Origin of the sequence: Duganella margarita, assembly GCF_009857535.1 — a bacterium.
Taxonomy (GTDB): domain Bacteria; phylum Pseudomonadota; class Gammaproteobacteria; order Burkholderiales; family Burkholderiaceae_D; genus Rugamonas; species Rugamonas margarita.
Map to the genome: position 1 here is coordinate 12,686 of NZ_WWCS01000027.1, position 15,613 is coordinate 28,298.

The 15,613-nt window shown below is 65.7% G+C and carries 8 protein-coding genes; 4 read left to right on the forward strand and 4 right to left on the reverse strand.

Going from position 1 to position 15,613, the window contains the following annotated elements:
- Positions 1–49: 49 nt before the first annotated feature.
- Positions 50–2,056, reverse strand: a complete 2,007-nt coding sequence (locus GTP55_RS26450) for a methyl-accepting chemotaxis protein (RefSeq protein ID WP_161047812.1) — start codon at positions 2,054–2,056, stop codon at positions 50–52.
- A gap of 407 nt (positions 2,057–2,463) precedes the next feature.
- On the opposite strand from GTP55_RS26450, the gene GTP55_RS26455 reads away from it, so the two are divergent.
- Positions 2,464–4,725: a carboxy terminal-processing peptidase gene (locus tag GTP55_RS26455; RefSeq protein ID WP_161047779.1), complete on the forward strand. Its 2,262-nt coding sequence runs from the start codon at positions 2,464–2,466 to the stop codon at positions 4,723–4,725.
- Between the two features lie 69 nt (positions 4,726–4,794).
- On the opposite strand, the gene GTP55_RS26460 is transcribed toward GTP55_RS26455, so the two are convergent.
- Positions 4,795–5,706: a LysR family transcriptional regulator gene (locus tag GTP55_RS26460; protein ID WP_161047780.1), complete on the reverse strand. Its 912-nt coding sequence runs from the start codon at positions 5,704–5,706 to the stop codon at positions 4,795–4,797.
- Positions 5,707–5,815: 109 nt separating this feature from the next.
- Here GTP55_RS26460 and GTP55_RS26465 point away from each other — a divergent pair, with 109 nt between their 5' ends.
- Positions 5,816–6,574, forward strand: a complete 759-nt coding sequence (locus tag GTP55_RS26465; protein ID WP_161047781.1) for an SDR family NAD(P)-dependent oxidoreductase — start codon at positions 5,816–5,818, stop codon at positions 6,572–6,574.
- Between the two features lie 198 nt (positions 6,575–6,772).
- Positions 6,773–8,926, forward strand: coding sequence for an NHL domain-containing protein (locus GTP55_RS26470; protein WP_371868448.1), 2,154 nt, complete (start codon positions 6,773–6,775; stop codon positions 8,924–8,926).
- 21 nt (positions 8,927–8,947) lie between these two features.
- On the opposite strand, the gene GTP55_RS26475 is transcribed toward GTP55_RS26470, so the two are convergent.
- Positions 8,948–9,205 carry an NHLP-related RiPP peptide gene (locus GTP55_RS26475; protein ID WP_161047782.1) on the reverse strand — a complete coding sequence of 86 codons (258 nt, stop codon included), beginning with the start codon at positions 9,203–9,205 and terminating at the stop codon, positions 8,948–8,950.
- 147 nt (positions 9,206–9,352) lie between these two features.
- On the opposite strand from GTP55_RS26475, the gene GTP55_RS26480 reads away from it, so the two are divergent.
- Entirely contained in the window at positions 9,353–10,513 is a 1,161-nt protein-coding gene (locus tag GTP55_RS26480) for a putative peptide maturation dehydrogenase (protein ID WP_161047783.1), read from the forward strand.
- Here GTP55_RS26480 and GTP55_RS26485 read toward each other — a convergent pair.
- Positions 10,489–15,447: a response regulator gene (locus GTP55_RS26485; protein WP_161047784.1), complete on the reverse strand. Its 4,959-nt coding sequence runs from the start codon at positions 15,445–15,447 to the stop codon at positions 10,489–10,491. The two genes, GTP55_RS26480 and GTP55_RS26485, sit on opposite strands and share 25 nt — an antisense overlap.
- Between the last annotated feature and the right edge of the window lie 166 nt (positions 15,448–15,613).

Consider the following 15,613-nt stretch of genomic DNA (forward strand, 5'->3'; position numbering starts at 1 on the left):
CTGCGGCCCGGGGTCGGCCCCCGGCGGGGTCCGACCCCTTCGGTTGGGGTTACTTCAGCGACAGATAGCGGTCCTGGCGCAGCGCGGGCTGGCCGGCCTGGCTGCCCAGCTTGAAGATCTTGACCACATCTTCCAGCTCATGCGCCTGGTCCTGCAAGGCTTGCGCTGCTGCGGCGGCCTGTTCCACCAGCGCGGCGTTCTGCTGGGTGACCTGGTCCATCTGCGTCACCGCTTCATGCACCTGGCCGATGCCTGCGCGCTGCTCTTCGCTGGCGTGGCTGATCTCGGCCATGATATCGGTTACGCGGCGCACGCTGTCGACCACTTCCTGCATCGTGGTGCCGGCTTTTTCCACCTGCTTGCTGCCGGTCTCGACCTTGTTGACCGAGTCGTCGATCAATTCCTTGATTTCTTTGGCGGCGGTGGCCGAGCGTTGCGCCAGGTTGCGCACTTCCGACGCCACCACGGCAAAGCCGCGGCCCTGTTCGCCGGCGCGGGCCGCTTCCACTGCCGCATTCAGCGCCAGGATGTTGGTCTGGAAGGCGATGCCGTCAATCACGGAAATAATGTCGGCGATCTTGCGCGACGAATCGGTGATCGACCCCATGGTCTCGACCACCTGCGCCACCACTTCGCCACCCTTGGCGGCGATGCCGGAGGCGGCCAGCGCCATCTGGTTGGCTTGCGACGCGTTCTCGGCGTTCTGGGTCACGGCGCTGCTCAGCTCTTCCATCGACGCGGCGGTTTCTTCCAGGCTGGAGGCCTGCTCTTCGGTACGCTGCGACAGGTCCAGGTTGCCCTGGGCGATTTCGCTGGACGCGGTGGTGATCTGCTCGGCGCCACGGCGCACCTGGCCGACCACGCCGGACAGGTTGTCGCTGATGTTGTTCAGCGAACGCAGCACCAGGCCGATTTCATCCTGGTTGTGGATTTCCAGGTGCACGTCGAGGTCGCCGGCGGCGATGCGCTCGGCCGCTTGCTCGGCGCGCGCCAGCGGCCGCGAGACGATCGCGCGCACCAGCAGGAACAGCAGCACGGCGAACAGCACCAGTGCAACCAGGCCCAGCAGCGCATAGCGGTTGCGCAGCTGCGCCGCTTCGCGGGTGATTTCCTCGGTGTAGGTGCCGCCGACGATCAGCCAGTTCCATGGTTTAAACGTGTGGAACTCGACCATCTTCTCGCGCGCCGACGCGCCGTCTTTTTCCACCCAGTCGTAGGTCATGCTGCCTTCCTTGGCGTCCAGCATTTCCTTGACGAACTGGCGGCCGTCGCTGCTCTTGATGTCCAGCAGGTTGTCGCCTTCCTTGGCCGGGTGCACCAGCGCGTTGCCCAGCGTCTTGCCAGGAGCGGCGTTCAACACATAGATATAGCCGGTCTCGCCGATCCTGATGGCCTTGATCTTCTGCTTCAGCACGTCCATGTTCTTGGAAATGTCGAGACCAATGAACAGTACGCCGATGACCTTGCCACTGGCGTCCTTGATCGGGTCGTACTGGGTGATGAACTGTTTGCCGAACAGCGTGGCCAGGCCGATGTAGCTATTGCCGGCGCGCAGCAGCGGGTAGCTCGGGTGCGCATGGTCCAGCTGGGTGCCGACGGCGCGCTCGCCGTTTTCTTTCTTCAGCGAAGTGGTGACGCGAACGAATTCCTCGCCGTCGGCGGCGAAGATGGTGGCGACCACGCCGGTGTCGCTGGTGAACTTGTCCGGGATGCTGAAGTCCAGGTTGAGCGCCTTGCCGCCATGCTTGAGCGATGGCGTCGGCTTGCCGGCGATCTCGACGGTGGTGGACGGATCGAGCGTGAACGGACCATCGCCGAAGTCGGACGCGAACAGGCGCGCGAAGCTGGACGCCTCGTTCATCATGGCGGTATTGAACACCTCGACGGTATTGCTGATGCCGCTGAGGTTGTACGCCACGTTGGCCTTGGCGCGCTCTTTCAGCATGGCCGAGGTGCTCAGGTTAATCAGTGTCAGCAGCAGCGCCAGAATGACGCTGATCAAGCCGAACGTAAAAACGGTAATTTTAGTACCGACACCCCAGTTACGAGGATTCATCATTATTGTTTTCATTGATCTCTTTAGAGAAAAGATACAGCGGTTTGAGGTCGCTCGGAATCGAGCTGGCTCCGGGGGCGGGGGAGCGTTTGCGTAGGCGATGGACACTGCCGTAAGTGCTGCCTGGCGGGCCGTCAACGTGAAACTAGTAGCGGAATCATAGCATATTTTTTCTGGAGGGCAATAAAATCGAACAGCAATTCCAAAAAAATCTATCTATAAAACAATGACTTGAGTGAAAAATTGTAAAAACGTAAGTGAATCTACTTAGTAAAACGCGGCGGACAATGTTGTGTTTCAGCCGCCCTTAAGCTTAGGCAGAGAAACTCTGAAATACCAGCCCCTTATGCGTGCACTAGCCTGTAAAATGGGGCAACACTTAATTCATACGTTCCGGAGTAATGCCGATGAAGAAGCAACTACTGTTGGTGGCCGTGTTGGCGGCCCTGTCAGTGCAGGCCGGCGCCGCCGTGCCAGAGAAAACGGCGGACACCCCTCTCAAACCACAGCCCGGCCAGACCGATGCGGCATTGTGGGCGTCGCGGGTCCTCACCAAGCTGCATTACAAGCCGGTGCCCCTCGATGATGCGATGTCGGAGAAAATCTTCGACCGCTACTTCAAGTCGCTGGACGCGGAAAAAATGTTCTTCACCCAGGCCGACATCGACCAGTACGCCATCGTGCGTACCCGCCTGGATGACGCCATCACCGGCCAGAATCTCAGCGTGCCGTTCGGCATCTTCAACCTGTACCAGCAGCGCTTCAACGAGCGGATCGCTTATGCGCGCGAACTGGTCAAGCAGGGCAAGTTCGATTTCACCTCCGACGAGACCTACCAGTACGACCGCGAAAAGGCCGACTGGACCAAGAGCGACGCCGAGGTCAAGGACCTGTGGCGCAAGCGCGTCAAGAACGAATGGCTGCGCCTGAAGCTGGCCGGCAAGGACGACAAGTCGATCAAGGAAACGCTCGACAAGCGCTATGAAGGCTACCTCAGCCCGTCGCGCAAGCTGACCGCCGAAGACGTGTTCCAGATCTTCATGAACGCGTATGCGATGTCGATCGAGCCGCACACCAACTACCTGGGCCCGCGCGCGGCCGATGCGTTTGACATCGCCATGCGCCTGTCGCTGGAAGGCATCGGCTGCGTGCTGCAAAGCCGCGACGATTACACCGTGGTGCGCGAGGTCGTGACCGGCAGCCCGGCCGGCCTGTCCGGCAAGATCAAGGTCGGCGACAAGATCGTCGGCGTGGCCAAGGACGACAAATCGCCGATCACCGAAGTGCTGGGCATGCGCCTGGACGACGTGGTGGCGCTGATCCGCGGCCCGAAAGATTCGACCGTCAGGCTGGAGATCATTCCGGCCGACGCCGGTCCGGACGCCAAGCACACCTTCGTCACGCTGGTGCGCCAGAAGATCAGCATGGAAGAGCAGTCGGCCAAGAAATCCGTGTACGAAATCAAGGACGGCAACGTCAAGCGCCGCGTCGGCGTGATTTCGCTGCCGACCTTCTACATGGACTTTGAAGCGCGCCGCAAGGGCGACAAGGACTTCAAGAGCGCCACCCGCGACGTCAAGCGTCTGCTGGTCGAGCTGAAGAAGGACAAGGTCGACAACGTGCTGATCGACCTGCGCAACAACGGCGGCGGCTCGCTGACCGAGGCGGTGGAACTGACCGGCCTGTTCATCGACAAGGGCCCGGTGGTGATGCAGCGTAACGGCGAGAACAAGGTCGAAGTCGAGAGCGACACCGATCCGGGCATGGCCTGGGACGGGCCGCTGGGCGTGCTGATCAACCGTGGTTCGGCCTCGGCGTCGGAGATTTTCGCGGCGGCGATCCAGGATTACGGCCGTGGCGTCATCATCGGCGAGCCGAGCTTTGGCAAGGGGACGGTGCAGACGCTGTTCGGGCTGGACCGCTTTGCGCAGAACGACAAGGTGCATTACGGCGAGCTGAAGTTCACCATTGCGCAGTTCTTCCGCATCAATGGCGGCACCACCCAGCTGCGCGGCGTCACGCCGGACATCAAGCTGCCGACCATGGGCGATTCCGACACCTTCGGCGAGTCGAGCTACGACAACGCCTTGCCGTGGACCCAGATCAAGCCGGCCGTCTACATCCCGACCGGCGACGTCAAGGAAATCGTGCCGCTGCTGGACAAGAAGCATGATGCCCGCGTGGCCAAGGATAAGGACTTCCAGTACCTGGCCGAGGACATCGCGCTGGTCAAGAAACAGCGCAAGGAAAATTCGGTGTCGCTGAACGAAGTGGTGCGCCGCAAGGAACGCGACCAGCAGGAAGCCCGCTCCAAGCTGCGCGAAGCGCGCCTGCTGTCGCCGACGCCGGGCGCGGATGATCCGATCCTGGTGCCGGACCCGAAAGAGGCGCTCAACAAGGCGATTTCGGCCTCGGCCAAGACGCCAACCGGCAAGCAGGCGCAGACGCCGAAGGTGGCGGGCGTGAAAGGCGCGCTGCGCAGCGATGACGGCCTGCAGGGTTCGGAGCGTTCGCTGGCAGCCGAGCTGGAAGCGGAGAAGCAGGCCAAGGCGGCCAAGGATGTGCTGCTGAACGAAGCGGTACACATTCTGGCCGACGAAGTGGGTCTGCTGAAAACCGACACCCGCATGGCATCGCGCGTACTGCCTTACGCTGCCGACGCCAAGTAAGCATCACACGGGAAATACAGGAAGGGCCGGGTTCTGCGCTGCGGGACTCAGCCCTTTTTTATGCCGGGATCAGGCCGCCCCGGCGCGGGTGATGTCGACGATCCAGTCGGCGAAGGCGCGTACCCGCTGGGGAATGTTGCGGCGGTGCGGGAACAGGATGCGGGCGTCCATCGGCGCTGGTTGATGGTGCGGCAATACCGCCACCAGCAGCCCGGCGGCGATCTCGGCGCGCGCGCGGGAAGCAGGGATCTGCGCAATGCCCAGCCCGGCGTGGGTGGCGGCGTTGTAGGCCACGCTGTTGTTGACGGTGACCTGGTGGCGCATCGGCACATACACACTGCTGGCGCTGGCGGCGTCGACATATTCAAACGCGGCCGGCTGGCTGGCCGGATTGGGCTGGTAGTTGACCAGCCAGTGGCCGGACAGCTCATCCGGCGTGGCCGGCAGGCCGTGCGCGGCGACATAGGCGGGGCTGGCGACGTTCATCAGTTCCAGCGTCAGCAGCGGGCGCGACACCAGCGATTCGTCCACCACGGCGCCGGCGCGCACCACCAGGTCAAAGCCTTCGCTCAGCAGGTCGACGCGGCGGTCGGTGCTGAAGATATCGATTTGCAGCGCCGGGTGCCGTTGCAGGAATTCAGGCAGGCGCGGCAGCACGATGCCGGTGGCCATACCCAATGGCATGTCGGCGCGGATGCGGCCCTGCAACTGGCTACCTTGCTGGAACAGCGCGCCGATGTCGTCGAGGTCGTCCAGCAGGCGTTCTGCGCGTTCCAGCAGTTCTTCGCCTTCGCGCGTGATCTGCACGCGGCGCGTGGTGCGCTGGAGCAGGCGGGCGCCGAGGCGGTCTTCCAGCCGCTGAATAGCGTTGGAAATCGACGTGCGCGGCAGCTGCAACTGTTCCGCCGCGCGCGTGAAGCTGGACAGGCGCGCCACCCACAGAAAGATGCGCAAGTCTTCGGTCGAAAGGATTGTCTTCATATCTGGATCAGTGATGTCGATTTAACGCAGTTTATCTGCTGATTATACGGATCTAGACTCCAGTCTGGGTGGTCCATGTGGCGACCGCCATCCACAGAGGAAGATCATCATGAGTAACCGTATTGCATTGATTACCGGCGGCAGCCGGGGCCTGGGCAAATCCGCCGCGCTGCATCTGGCGCGGGCCGGATGGGATGTGGTCATCACCTACCAGGCGCGCGCGGACGCGGCCGACGCCACCGTGGCGGAAGTGCGGGCAATAGGCCGCAAGGCAGCGGCGTTGCAGCTGGACGCCGGCGTGACTGCAAGCTTCCCGGCGTTCAAGGCCGGTTTCGCGGCGCTGCTGGAAAGCGAGTTCGGCCGTCAGAGCTTCGATGCGCTGGTCAATAACGCCGGCAACAGCGCCAACGTGCCGTTCGCGGAAACCACCGAGCAGCAGTTTGACGAGCTGATGAACGTGCACCTGAAGGGCGTATTTTTCCTGACCCAGGCGCTGTTGCCGCTGCTGGCCGACGGCGGCAGCATTGTCAACGTGTCGAGCGGCCTGGCGCGCTTCTCGATGCCGGGCAAGGCGGTGTATGCGGTGATGAAAGGCGGCATCGAGGTACTGACGCGCTATCTGGCCAAGGAGCTGGGCGAGCGTGGCATCCGCGTCAACACGCTGGCGCCGGGCGCGATCGCCACCGATTTCAGCGGCGGCGTGGTGCGCGACAATCCGCAGGTCAACGCCATGGTGGCGGCCAACACGGCGCTGGGGCGGGTGGGGCTGCCCGACGACATTGGCGGCGCGGTGGCGGTGCTGCTGTCGGATGAGAGCGGATGGTTCAACGGACAGCGAATTGAGGCGTCGGGCGGCATGATGTTGTGATGTTATGCGGGTGGTGAATCACTGCTATTGCCAAGATAAATTGGCTTTATATGTCGCAATGCAGCATCATTCACCTGTCTCCTCTATCTCCTTCAAGGAAATAGACTTCAGCCCGCTCTCAGTAGCGGGCTTTTTTTTCGCCGCAACGTCCCGTAGATCGGTTAAGCTTTCTATAAGTCAACGTTTAGGTTCCTGCAAGTGTCCCCAACTCAATTCAAACTCTTATTGGCTGGCCTGATGCTGGGTGGCGCTGCAGTCGGCGGCAGCGTGGCCTATGTGCTGGTGCATTCGTCCAAGCATGCGGACGAGGGCGGCGCGCAGACGCCGTCTGCCGCGCAGGGCACGCCGGTGCAGTGGCATGCGCGCGTCACCACCCTGGCCGGCGACGGGCTGCCGGGCGGCAGCAACGGCAGCGGCAAGCGCACGCGCTTTGCCGATCCGTTCGGCGTGGCGCTCGATGCGCAGGGCAATCTGTACGTCGCCGATGGCGGCGACAACAACAGCATCCGCAAGATCGATCTGAACGGCATCACCACTACGCTGGCCGGCAGCACCGAGGGTTACGCGGAAGGCGCGCCCACGGCGGCCGCGTTCAACACGCCGTCCGGGCTGGCGATCGACGGCGCCGGCAATCTGTATGTGGCCGATACCGGCAACAACGCGATCCGCAAGATCAAGCCCGACGGCACGGTCGCGACGCTGGCCGGCGACGGTTTGGCGGGCAGCAAGGACGGCCAGGGCGCGGGCGCCCAGTTCAACGGTCCGGTCGGCGTGGCGGTGGATGCCGCTGGCGTGGTCTATGTGGCCGATACGTATAACGACCGCATCCGCCGCATCGCGCCGGATGGCACGGTCACCACCGTCGCCGGCGGCAAGCGCGCCGGTATGGCCGATGGCGCCGGCGAGCAGGCGCTGTTCGATACGCCGACCGGCATCGCGCTCGGACCCGCCGGCGAGCTGTATATCGCCGACACCGCCAACCACGCGATCCGCAAGCTGGGCAGGGATGGCAGTGTCAGCACCATCGCCGAAGCCAAGGACGACGAGCGCGATTCGCTGCTGCGCTCGCCGGTCGGCATTGCGGTGACCAGGGACGGTTTCCTGTACATCGCCAGCAGCGCCCACGGCCGCGTGGCGCAGATCACGCCACAGGGCCAGGTGGCAGCCTTGCAGGATGTCGATCATCCGGCCCAGCCCGGCTATGGCGCGGATGGCAGCGTGCGTCTGTATTCGCCGCGCGGTATCGCCGTCTCCAAGGATGGTACGCTGTTCGTCACCGATGGCGCGACGTTCCGCCTGCACCACATCGCCATGGTCGGCGCCGACACCGAACCGGTGGCCGACGAACCGCTGCCGGCCGCGCCGGCGCGCAGCGCCACCATGCAGTGGCCGGTGGCGCCGCAGAACAAGGCGCATGAGGTGGTCGGCCTGATGGGCGAGGTGCGCGGCGATTTCAACGGCGAGCGGCGCGACCATTTCCATGCCGGCATGGATGTGCAGGCGGCGATCGGCACGCCGGTGCTGACCATCACGCCCGGCAAGGTCAGCGATCCGCGCGCCAGTTCAGGCTATGGCGAGTTGTCGGAAGGGCTGGCGTTTGGCGGCCTGCAGTATATCCACCTGCGTGTGGGGCGCGACGCCAAGGACAAGCTGTTCAATGATCCGCGCTTCCAGCTGTCGAGGAACGACAAAGGCGTGGCGGAAGCGGTGCGGGTACGGCGCGGCACGCGCTTCGTGGCCGGCGAGACGCTGGGCACGGTCAACCGCATGGCGCATGTCCATCTGGATTACAAGCCCAACGGCGGCGCGCTGAATCCGCTGCAACTGCCGTTCATCGGCCTGGAGGACAGCATCGCGCCGACCATCCACAGCATCAGCATTATCGACGCCAACGGCAAGCCGCTGACCGAGAAGCGCGACGGCCGCCTGCTGATCCCCCGTAGCCTGGGCGCGGTGCAGATTGTGGTCGAGGCCAGCGACCAGATCAACGGCAACCAGGCGCGCCGCCGTCTTGGCCTGTACAAGCTGGGTTACCAGTTGCTGAATCAGGATGGCGAGATCATTCCGGGCGTGAGCGTGCCGGTGGTGACGCAGCAGTACGACCGCTTGCCGCGCAACCGCGAGGCAGTCAAGCTGGCCTACGCGGCCAACAGCGGCATCACCGTGCATGGCGCCAGCGAGACGCGCTTTGCTTACGCCATCAACAACAAGCTGATCAATGGGAAGCTGACGCCGGGCGGCTGGAAGGTGGGGGAGCTGGGTCCCGGCAATTATCTGCTGCGCATCGACGCCGAAGACTATGCCGGGAATGCAGCCAATCGCAACCGCGAAGTTGCGGTGACGATTGACTAGGGAGGAAATTAAGCCGCGAAATTAAGCCGCGACCAGCGCGCCCGACAGCAGGAATGGAATCATGGCGGCGGTGGTTTCCAGTTCACGTTGCAACTCGTGCTGTTCCACTGCGATATCGGCCTTGGATGGCAGGCTGATCTGGTCCGGTACCTGGTCGGCGCTCAGCGTAATGCCGAGCTTGGCCAGGGTGGCGACCGGGTCGGCCTGCAATTGCGTGCGGAACTTGTCATCGCTGGCCAGTTTGTCGAGGATGGAGCGTAGTTCGTTCGAAGTATGCATGGAATGAGCCCTTATAAAAGGATGGGAAGTCACGGTCGTGGCTTCCAATCCATGCTACGACAAAGCGCGCAGCTTGCCAAGACTTTAATTGCCATATCACTAACCGTGCGCTAGACTTCATCGTATCTTGGCCTGAGAGGATGCCCCATGAAACTACGCCGCTGCGCCGTCCTGTACATAGAGTCGCGCGAAGATTTATCCATCGACTGGCGCACAGTGTTGTCGGGCGGCAACGCTCTGGCCGCCAGCAGCCATTGGGTGGCGCTGGCGCCGCACCTGGACCAGGAAATCACGATCGATGCCGGGCAACTGGCCGCGCTGGGCGGCGCCAGCCAAACCGTGTGGCGCGAGCGCAGCGCCGTCGAGCAGCAGTACGGCGAAGTGTGCATCGCCGAGCTGCTGGAACTGGGTCTGCTGATCGGCGACACGCCGCACTATGCGGCCCAGCGCGCGCGCGACGACACCCTGCGCGATACCCACTGGCGGCCGTTGTCGGCGCTGGCCCATACCTTTGGCCGCTGGCGCGGCGTGGTCGAGGAGACCGGCATGGAAGCCCCCAGCTTCCAGGCGCTGCTGGACCGCTTCGGCGAACCGCCGCCGCCTACCCTGGACATCCATCCTGAACTAGCCATCAGGCTGCCGGCGCCGGCAGCGGGCCGCATGGATGAGCAGCTGCTGCAACGCTACACCGGCCGCAATTACGATTTGCAAGCCAGTGTGCCGCTGGAGGTGGCGGCCCGGCTGCTGCAACGCACCTTCGGCGCGCAGGAGGTGCGCCAGGTCGGGCCCCATTCCGAGGTGCTGAAGAAGACCAGCCCGTCCGGCGGCGGCCTGCATCCGGTCGAGGCGTTTGTGCTGGCGCAGCGGGTCGACGGCGTGACGCCGGGCCTGTACCACTATCACCCGATGGCGCATGAGCTGCGGCCGTTGCAGACCATGGACCAGGACGCGGCCGCAGCGTTGTCGCGCTATATGCTGGCCGACCAGCACTGGCTGTCCGGCGCGCCGCTGCAAGTGGTGCTGGTGGCGCGGCTGGAGCGCAGTTACTGGAAGTACCGCAATCACCAGAAGGCGTTCCGCGCGGTGGCGCTGGACGCCGGGCATTTGTCGCAGACCTTCTACCTGCTGGCGACCGAGGCGGGGCTGCCGGCCTTCATCACCGCCGCCATCAACGACGCCGACATCGAGAAGGCGCTGGGCCTGGACCACCTGCGCCACGCGGTGGTGGCCATGTGCGGCTGCGGTCCGGCCGCCGACGGCCCGCGCAGCATGGTGGAATTGCGTTACGGCGAGACCGACGCCATCTGATCGCGGGTATCGCCGCGCTGCGCCTGCACGCCGTCCAGCACGCGTTCCAGTGCGGCGGCGAAGGCGGCCAGCGCGTCTTCCAGCGGCCCCCGTTGCGGCGCCATCAGCAGCTGTTCCAGTTCGCCGGCCGTGTGGTGCAGTTCCGCCATCGACAGATTGCCGGCCGCGCCGCGCACCTTGTGCACCAGCAGCGCCGCCTGTTCGTAAGCGCCGTTCTCGATGGCGGCCAGCAGCCGTTGCGGCGCCGGCGCAAAGTCGTCGACAAAGCGTTGCAGCAGCACGTGGAGCAGCTTGACGTTGCCGCCCAACCGCGCCAGCGCCGCCTCCATGTCGACGCCGGGCAGGGCGGGAATATGGCCGGGTGCCGCTGCTGCTTCCGCTACGGCCGCCACGCTTGCCCCTGCGGCTGCCGCGCGTTGCGGCCGGTGCCGCATCTGGCCGGCCAGCACGGTAAATAGCCGTTCCGGATCGATCGGCTTGGTGACGTAATCGTTCATACCCATGCCCAGGCTGCTTTCGCGGAAGCCGGGCACCGCGTGCGCCGTCATGGCGATCAGCGGCAGTTGCGCGTGGCGCGGCTGGGCGCGGATGCGGGCGGTGGCTTCGTAGCCGTCCATGCCGGGCATCTGGATATCCATCAGCACCGCGTCAAACGGCGCCAGATCAAGCAGCGCCAGGGCGTCGGCGCCGCTGCTGGCCAGTTCCACCTGCACGCCGGCGCGCAGCAGCACTTCGCGCGCCACCTGCTGGTTGATGACGTTGTCGTCGACCACCAGCACATGGGCGCCGGCGATGCGCTGCGCCGCCTCCGACAGCGTGGCCGAGACCGCCACCGGCGGCCGCGCCGGCGCCGCCAGCCCCAGGCCGACCAGCACCGCGTCCAGCAAATGCGCCGGCGTCAGCGGCTTGACCAGGATGGTGGCGATGTCGGCCTGGCCGGCCGCCTGCGCCGCCGGTTCGCGGGCGAATTCGGTCATCATCAGCACCAGCGGCAATTGTGCGTGGCCCGGCAGCTGGTGGATGCGGCGCGCAATCTCGGCGCCGTCGAGGTCGGGCAAATCCCAGTCCAGCAGCACCAGGTCGGCCGCTTGCGTGGCCAGGTAATCGAGCGCCTCGGCGCCGCTGGTGACGGCGTGCACCGCGAAGCCGTCGGCGCGCAGCTGGCAGTCCAGCATGTCGCGCAGCATGGCGCAGTCGTCCACTACCAGGATCTGCTTGCCGGCGGCGCCGGCCGGCATCGGCGCCGGCGCCGGCAGCGCATCGGCCTGGCGTTGCAGCGCCAGGTCGAAGTAGAAGCAGCTGCCGCTGCCGGGCGTGCTGTTGATGCCGATCACGCCGCCCATGGCTTGCACCAGTTGCTGCGAAATCGCCAAGCCGAGGCCGGTGCCACCGTACAGCCGGGTGGTGCTGGTGTCGGCTTGCGAGAAGGCGCGGAACAGCCGCGCCTGCTGCTCGGCGCTGATGCCGACGCCGCTGTCCTCGACGCTGAAGCGCAGCCGCACCGGGGTGCCGGGCGCAGCGGCGGCGGCGCCGTCCAGCAGGTCGACCCGCAGGCCGATGTGACCGTCGGCGGTGAATTTGAGGGCGTTGCCGACCAGGTTGACCAGCACCTGGTTCAGCCGCAGCGGATCGCCAACCAGCTGTAGCGGCACCTCCGGCGCGGCCCAGGCCAGCAACTCCAGGCCTTTTTCTGCGGCCCGCCACGAGAACAGATCGGCGATCTGCGCCAGCGTTTCGGACAGGTCGAACGGCACCGTCTCCAGCTCCAGCTTGCCGGATTCGATCTTGGCGAAGTCCAGCACGTCGTCAATGATGCTGAGCAGGTTCTGGCCGGCGCGGCCGATCTTGGTGAAGTAGTCGCGCGGCTTGGCCGGCAGGTCGAGGTGCACGCCCAGTCCGGCAAAGCCGAGGATGGCGTTCATCGGCGTGCGGATCTCGTGGCTGATATTGGCCAGGAACTCGCTCTTGGCGCGGGTCGAGGCCTCGGCGTCGGCGCGGGCCTGCTGGATGGCGCTGATGGCGCTGGCTTTCTGGAAGGCCGAGACGAACGGCTCCTTCAACGCCTTGAACATCTCCAGGTCCTTGCGCGCAAACGGCGCGCTCTGCTTGAACACCAGGTAGCCCTGCACCTGGTGGTCGACGCGGATGCGCACCGCCAGCATGGTGCGCTGCTTGAGGAACATATCGGGCGCGATCACCACGGCGGCGTCGACAAACTGGGTCTGCGCGGCGCGCGGCGAGACGCCGTCGCGCGCCGACGGCAGCGCGTCGTAGCCCCAGCGCGCGCGGATCGCCATCGGCCCGCCCGGCGCCTGGCAGATCAAGGCGTACGCCACGTTGACGTCGCCGATGGCGGACGATTCGCGCAGGATGGTGTGCAGCAGGGCGTCGAAGTCGAGCTCGTCGTTGATGGACTTGACGATGGCGTGCACCCGCTCCAGGTGCAGCGTGCGCGAGTACACCTGCTGTTGCAGGTTGCGCACGCGCCAGCGGTAGGTGCCCCAGGCGCAGAGCAGCACCGCCAGCAGCGCGCCGAGGCGGGCCCACCAGGTCTGGTACCAGGCCGGCAGGAAGTGCAGCTCCATGCTCAGTTCGTGCGGACTCCAGGCGCCGACGCGGTTGCTGCCGCGCATGTACAGGCGGTAGCGGCCGGGCGGCACGTTGGCGTAGGTGGCGGCGCGGTGGCTGGCGTCGGCCTCGACCCAGTCCTTGTCGTAGCCCTCGAGACGAAAAGCGTAGCGGTTGCGCTGGCTGGCGGAATAGTCGAGCGCGGCGATTTCCACCTCGACCTTGCGGGTGCCGGACGGAATCTCCAGCGCAGCGCCGTCGGCGCCCAGCAGGCCGCCCGGCGGCACCAGCTCATGGTCCAGCCGCACCGAGCTGACCACCAGCGGCGGCTGGTAGCGCCACGGCTGCGCTGGCACCGGCTGCACCACCACGTAGCCGCCCGAGGTGCCGAACACGATGTCGCCGCTGGCAGTCTGGCCGGCGGCGTTGGTGATGTAGGGCTGGAACACCAGGCCGGCCGCGCGGTCCAGCACCTGCACTTGCAAGGTGGTGCTGTCGATCGAGGCGATGCCGTCCGAGGTCGAGGCCCAGATGCGGCCGCTGTTGTCGGTTTGCAGCGCGGCGGCGTTGTTGACCGGCAGGCCGGCGGCGGTATCGAGGCGGCGGAAGCGGCGCGTGCCGTCGGCATTGTGGCCGTCGAGGATGGCGATGCCGTCGCTGCTGCTGCCCACCCACAGCCGGCCCTGGCGGTCGAAGGTCAGCGAGCCGATGTAGCTGGGCGGCAGCGAGGTGGCCGGATCGCCGCCGGGCAGGATTTGCTCGGCCTTGCCGGTGGCCGGATCGAAGCGGTTGAGGCCTTTGCGGGTGCCGATCCACAGCGCGCCGTCCGGGCCGGCGCGCATGGCGCTGACGCGGTTATCGCTGAGGCCGCCGCTGCCGGGCGGGCCCTGGGTGAACAGGGTGGCGGCGCGCGTGCGCAGGTCGTAGCGCATCAGGCCGCTTGGCAGGCCCAGCCACAGCAGCTCGCCCTGGCGCAGCACGCTGGCGATGCGCGGATAGGGATCGCCCAGCGGCAGGGGCACGCGCCGCACTTGCGTGCCGCGGCCGCTGGTGTGGTACAGGCCGAGCGAACTGCCGATCCAGGCTTCCTGCGGTTCGGCCTCGGTCAGGCTCAGCACCAGGCGGTTGGGCAGGGCGCTGTCCGGCCGGCTGGCGTCGGGCCGCAGGCCGGCGTGGCGCTGGCCGTCGGCGTCGATCAGGTCGATGCCTTGGTCGCCCAGGCCGACCCACAGCCGGCCGCCGCTGTCGGTCATGAAGGTGAAGGCAGAGATCTCGGCCAGGCCGGCGCCGTCGAGGATGGTGTCGACGGTGCGGTTGGCGGGGTTGTGGATGTCGACGCCGCGCTCGGTGGCCACCCACACCAGGCCGCTGTGGTCGCGCCAGATGGCGGCGGTGCGGTCGTGCGCCAGGCTGATCGACATGGCCGGGCGGTGCTGGATGCGGCGGCTGTGGCCGGTGATGTCAAATTCGATCAGCCCGCCGCCGTAGGTGGCGGCCCACCAGGTGCCGGGCAGGATTTCGGCGATCGACAACACCATGGTGTCGGCGGCGTCCTTGACCTGGTCGAGTTGCAGCATCTGTGCGCCGGCCGCCACGCTGGCCACGCCGATGCCGCTCTTGGTGGTGCCGAACAGCACTTCGCCGGCGCGGCTGCTGGCCAGCGACAGCACGGCGTCGTCGACGCCGGCGACCGGCAGATCGGCGACCTGGCCGCTGGCGGCGTCGCGCCGCGCCAGGCCGGCGTTGGAGCCGATCCACAGCGTGCCGTCGGCCTCGGCCAGCAGGGAACGGATCTGGTTGCTGCGGGCGCCGCCGGCGGCGTCGTTGCGCGGATAGTGGCGGATGGCGCCGCCATGGGGCAGGTCGATGTAGTCGAGGCCGGCGGCGGTGCCGACCCACAGGCCGCCGCGCGGATCGCTGGCCAGCGCGGTGACGGCCGGGCTGCTCAGGCCTTGCGGCCCGGCCGGATAGCGGACAAAGGTCTCGCTACGCTTGTCATACATGGCGACGCCGTCGGTGGACGTGCCCAGCCACAGCCGGCCCTGGCGGTCGACATGCAGCGTCTGCACGAAATCGCCCGGCAGTGAATGCGGGTCATTGGCGCGGTAAAAGAAATTGCGCATGCGATAACCATCCCAGCGGCCGAGGCCGGATTGGGTGGCAAACCACAGGAAGCCGTCGCCGTCCTGGGCGATGCTCATGGTGACTGGGCTGGGGAAGCCGCGTTCGGCCGGCACCAGGTGTTCGAACATGGTGGGCGCCAGCTGTTTCCACGGCGACGGCGCGCCGGCGGCCGGCGGCGGCGCCAGCGCAAACAGCAGTGCCCAGGCTGCCCGGCTAGCTAAAAAGGAAAAGAAATTGCGCACGAGTAACCGTTTTCATATTTCCCATGCTCGTTAGCAATGGGTATTGCGTGGTCTAGCATACGGAATTGTGTCGCCGTTGTCTATTTATTACAGCAACGCGTTCCGTTTGCGCACCGCCGTTGACAAAAAATATTTATGGGAATATATTTTCAACAGCAATTGGAAT

Bases quoted from the DNA above. Each gene is read 5' to 3' on its own strand.
- GTP55_RS26450 (WP_161047812.1), bottom strand. From the start codon at position 2,056: ATGAATCCTCGTAACTGGGGTGTCGGTACTAAAATTACCGTTTTTACG.
- GTP55_RS26455 (WP_161047779.1), top strand. From the start codon at position 2,464: ATGAAGAAGCAACTACTGTTGGTGGCCGTGTTGGCGGCCCTGTCAGTG.
- GTP55_RS26460 (WP_161047780.1), bottom strand. From the start codon at position 5,706: ATGAAGACAATCCTTTCGACCGAAGACTTGCGCATCTTTCTGTGGGTG.
- GTP55_RS26465 (WP_161047781.1), top strand. From the start codon at position 5,816: ATGAGTAACCGTATTGCATTGATTACCGGCGGCAGCCGGGGCCTGGGC.
- GTP55_RS26475 (WP_161047782.1), bottom strand. From the start codon at position 9,205: ATGCATACTTCGAACGAACTACGCTCCATCCTCGACAAACTGGCCAGC.
- GTP55_RS26480 (WP_161047783.1), top strand. From the start codon at position 9,353: ATGAAACTACGCCGCTGCGCCGTCCTGTACATAGAGTCGCGCGAAGAT.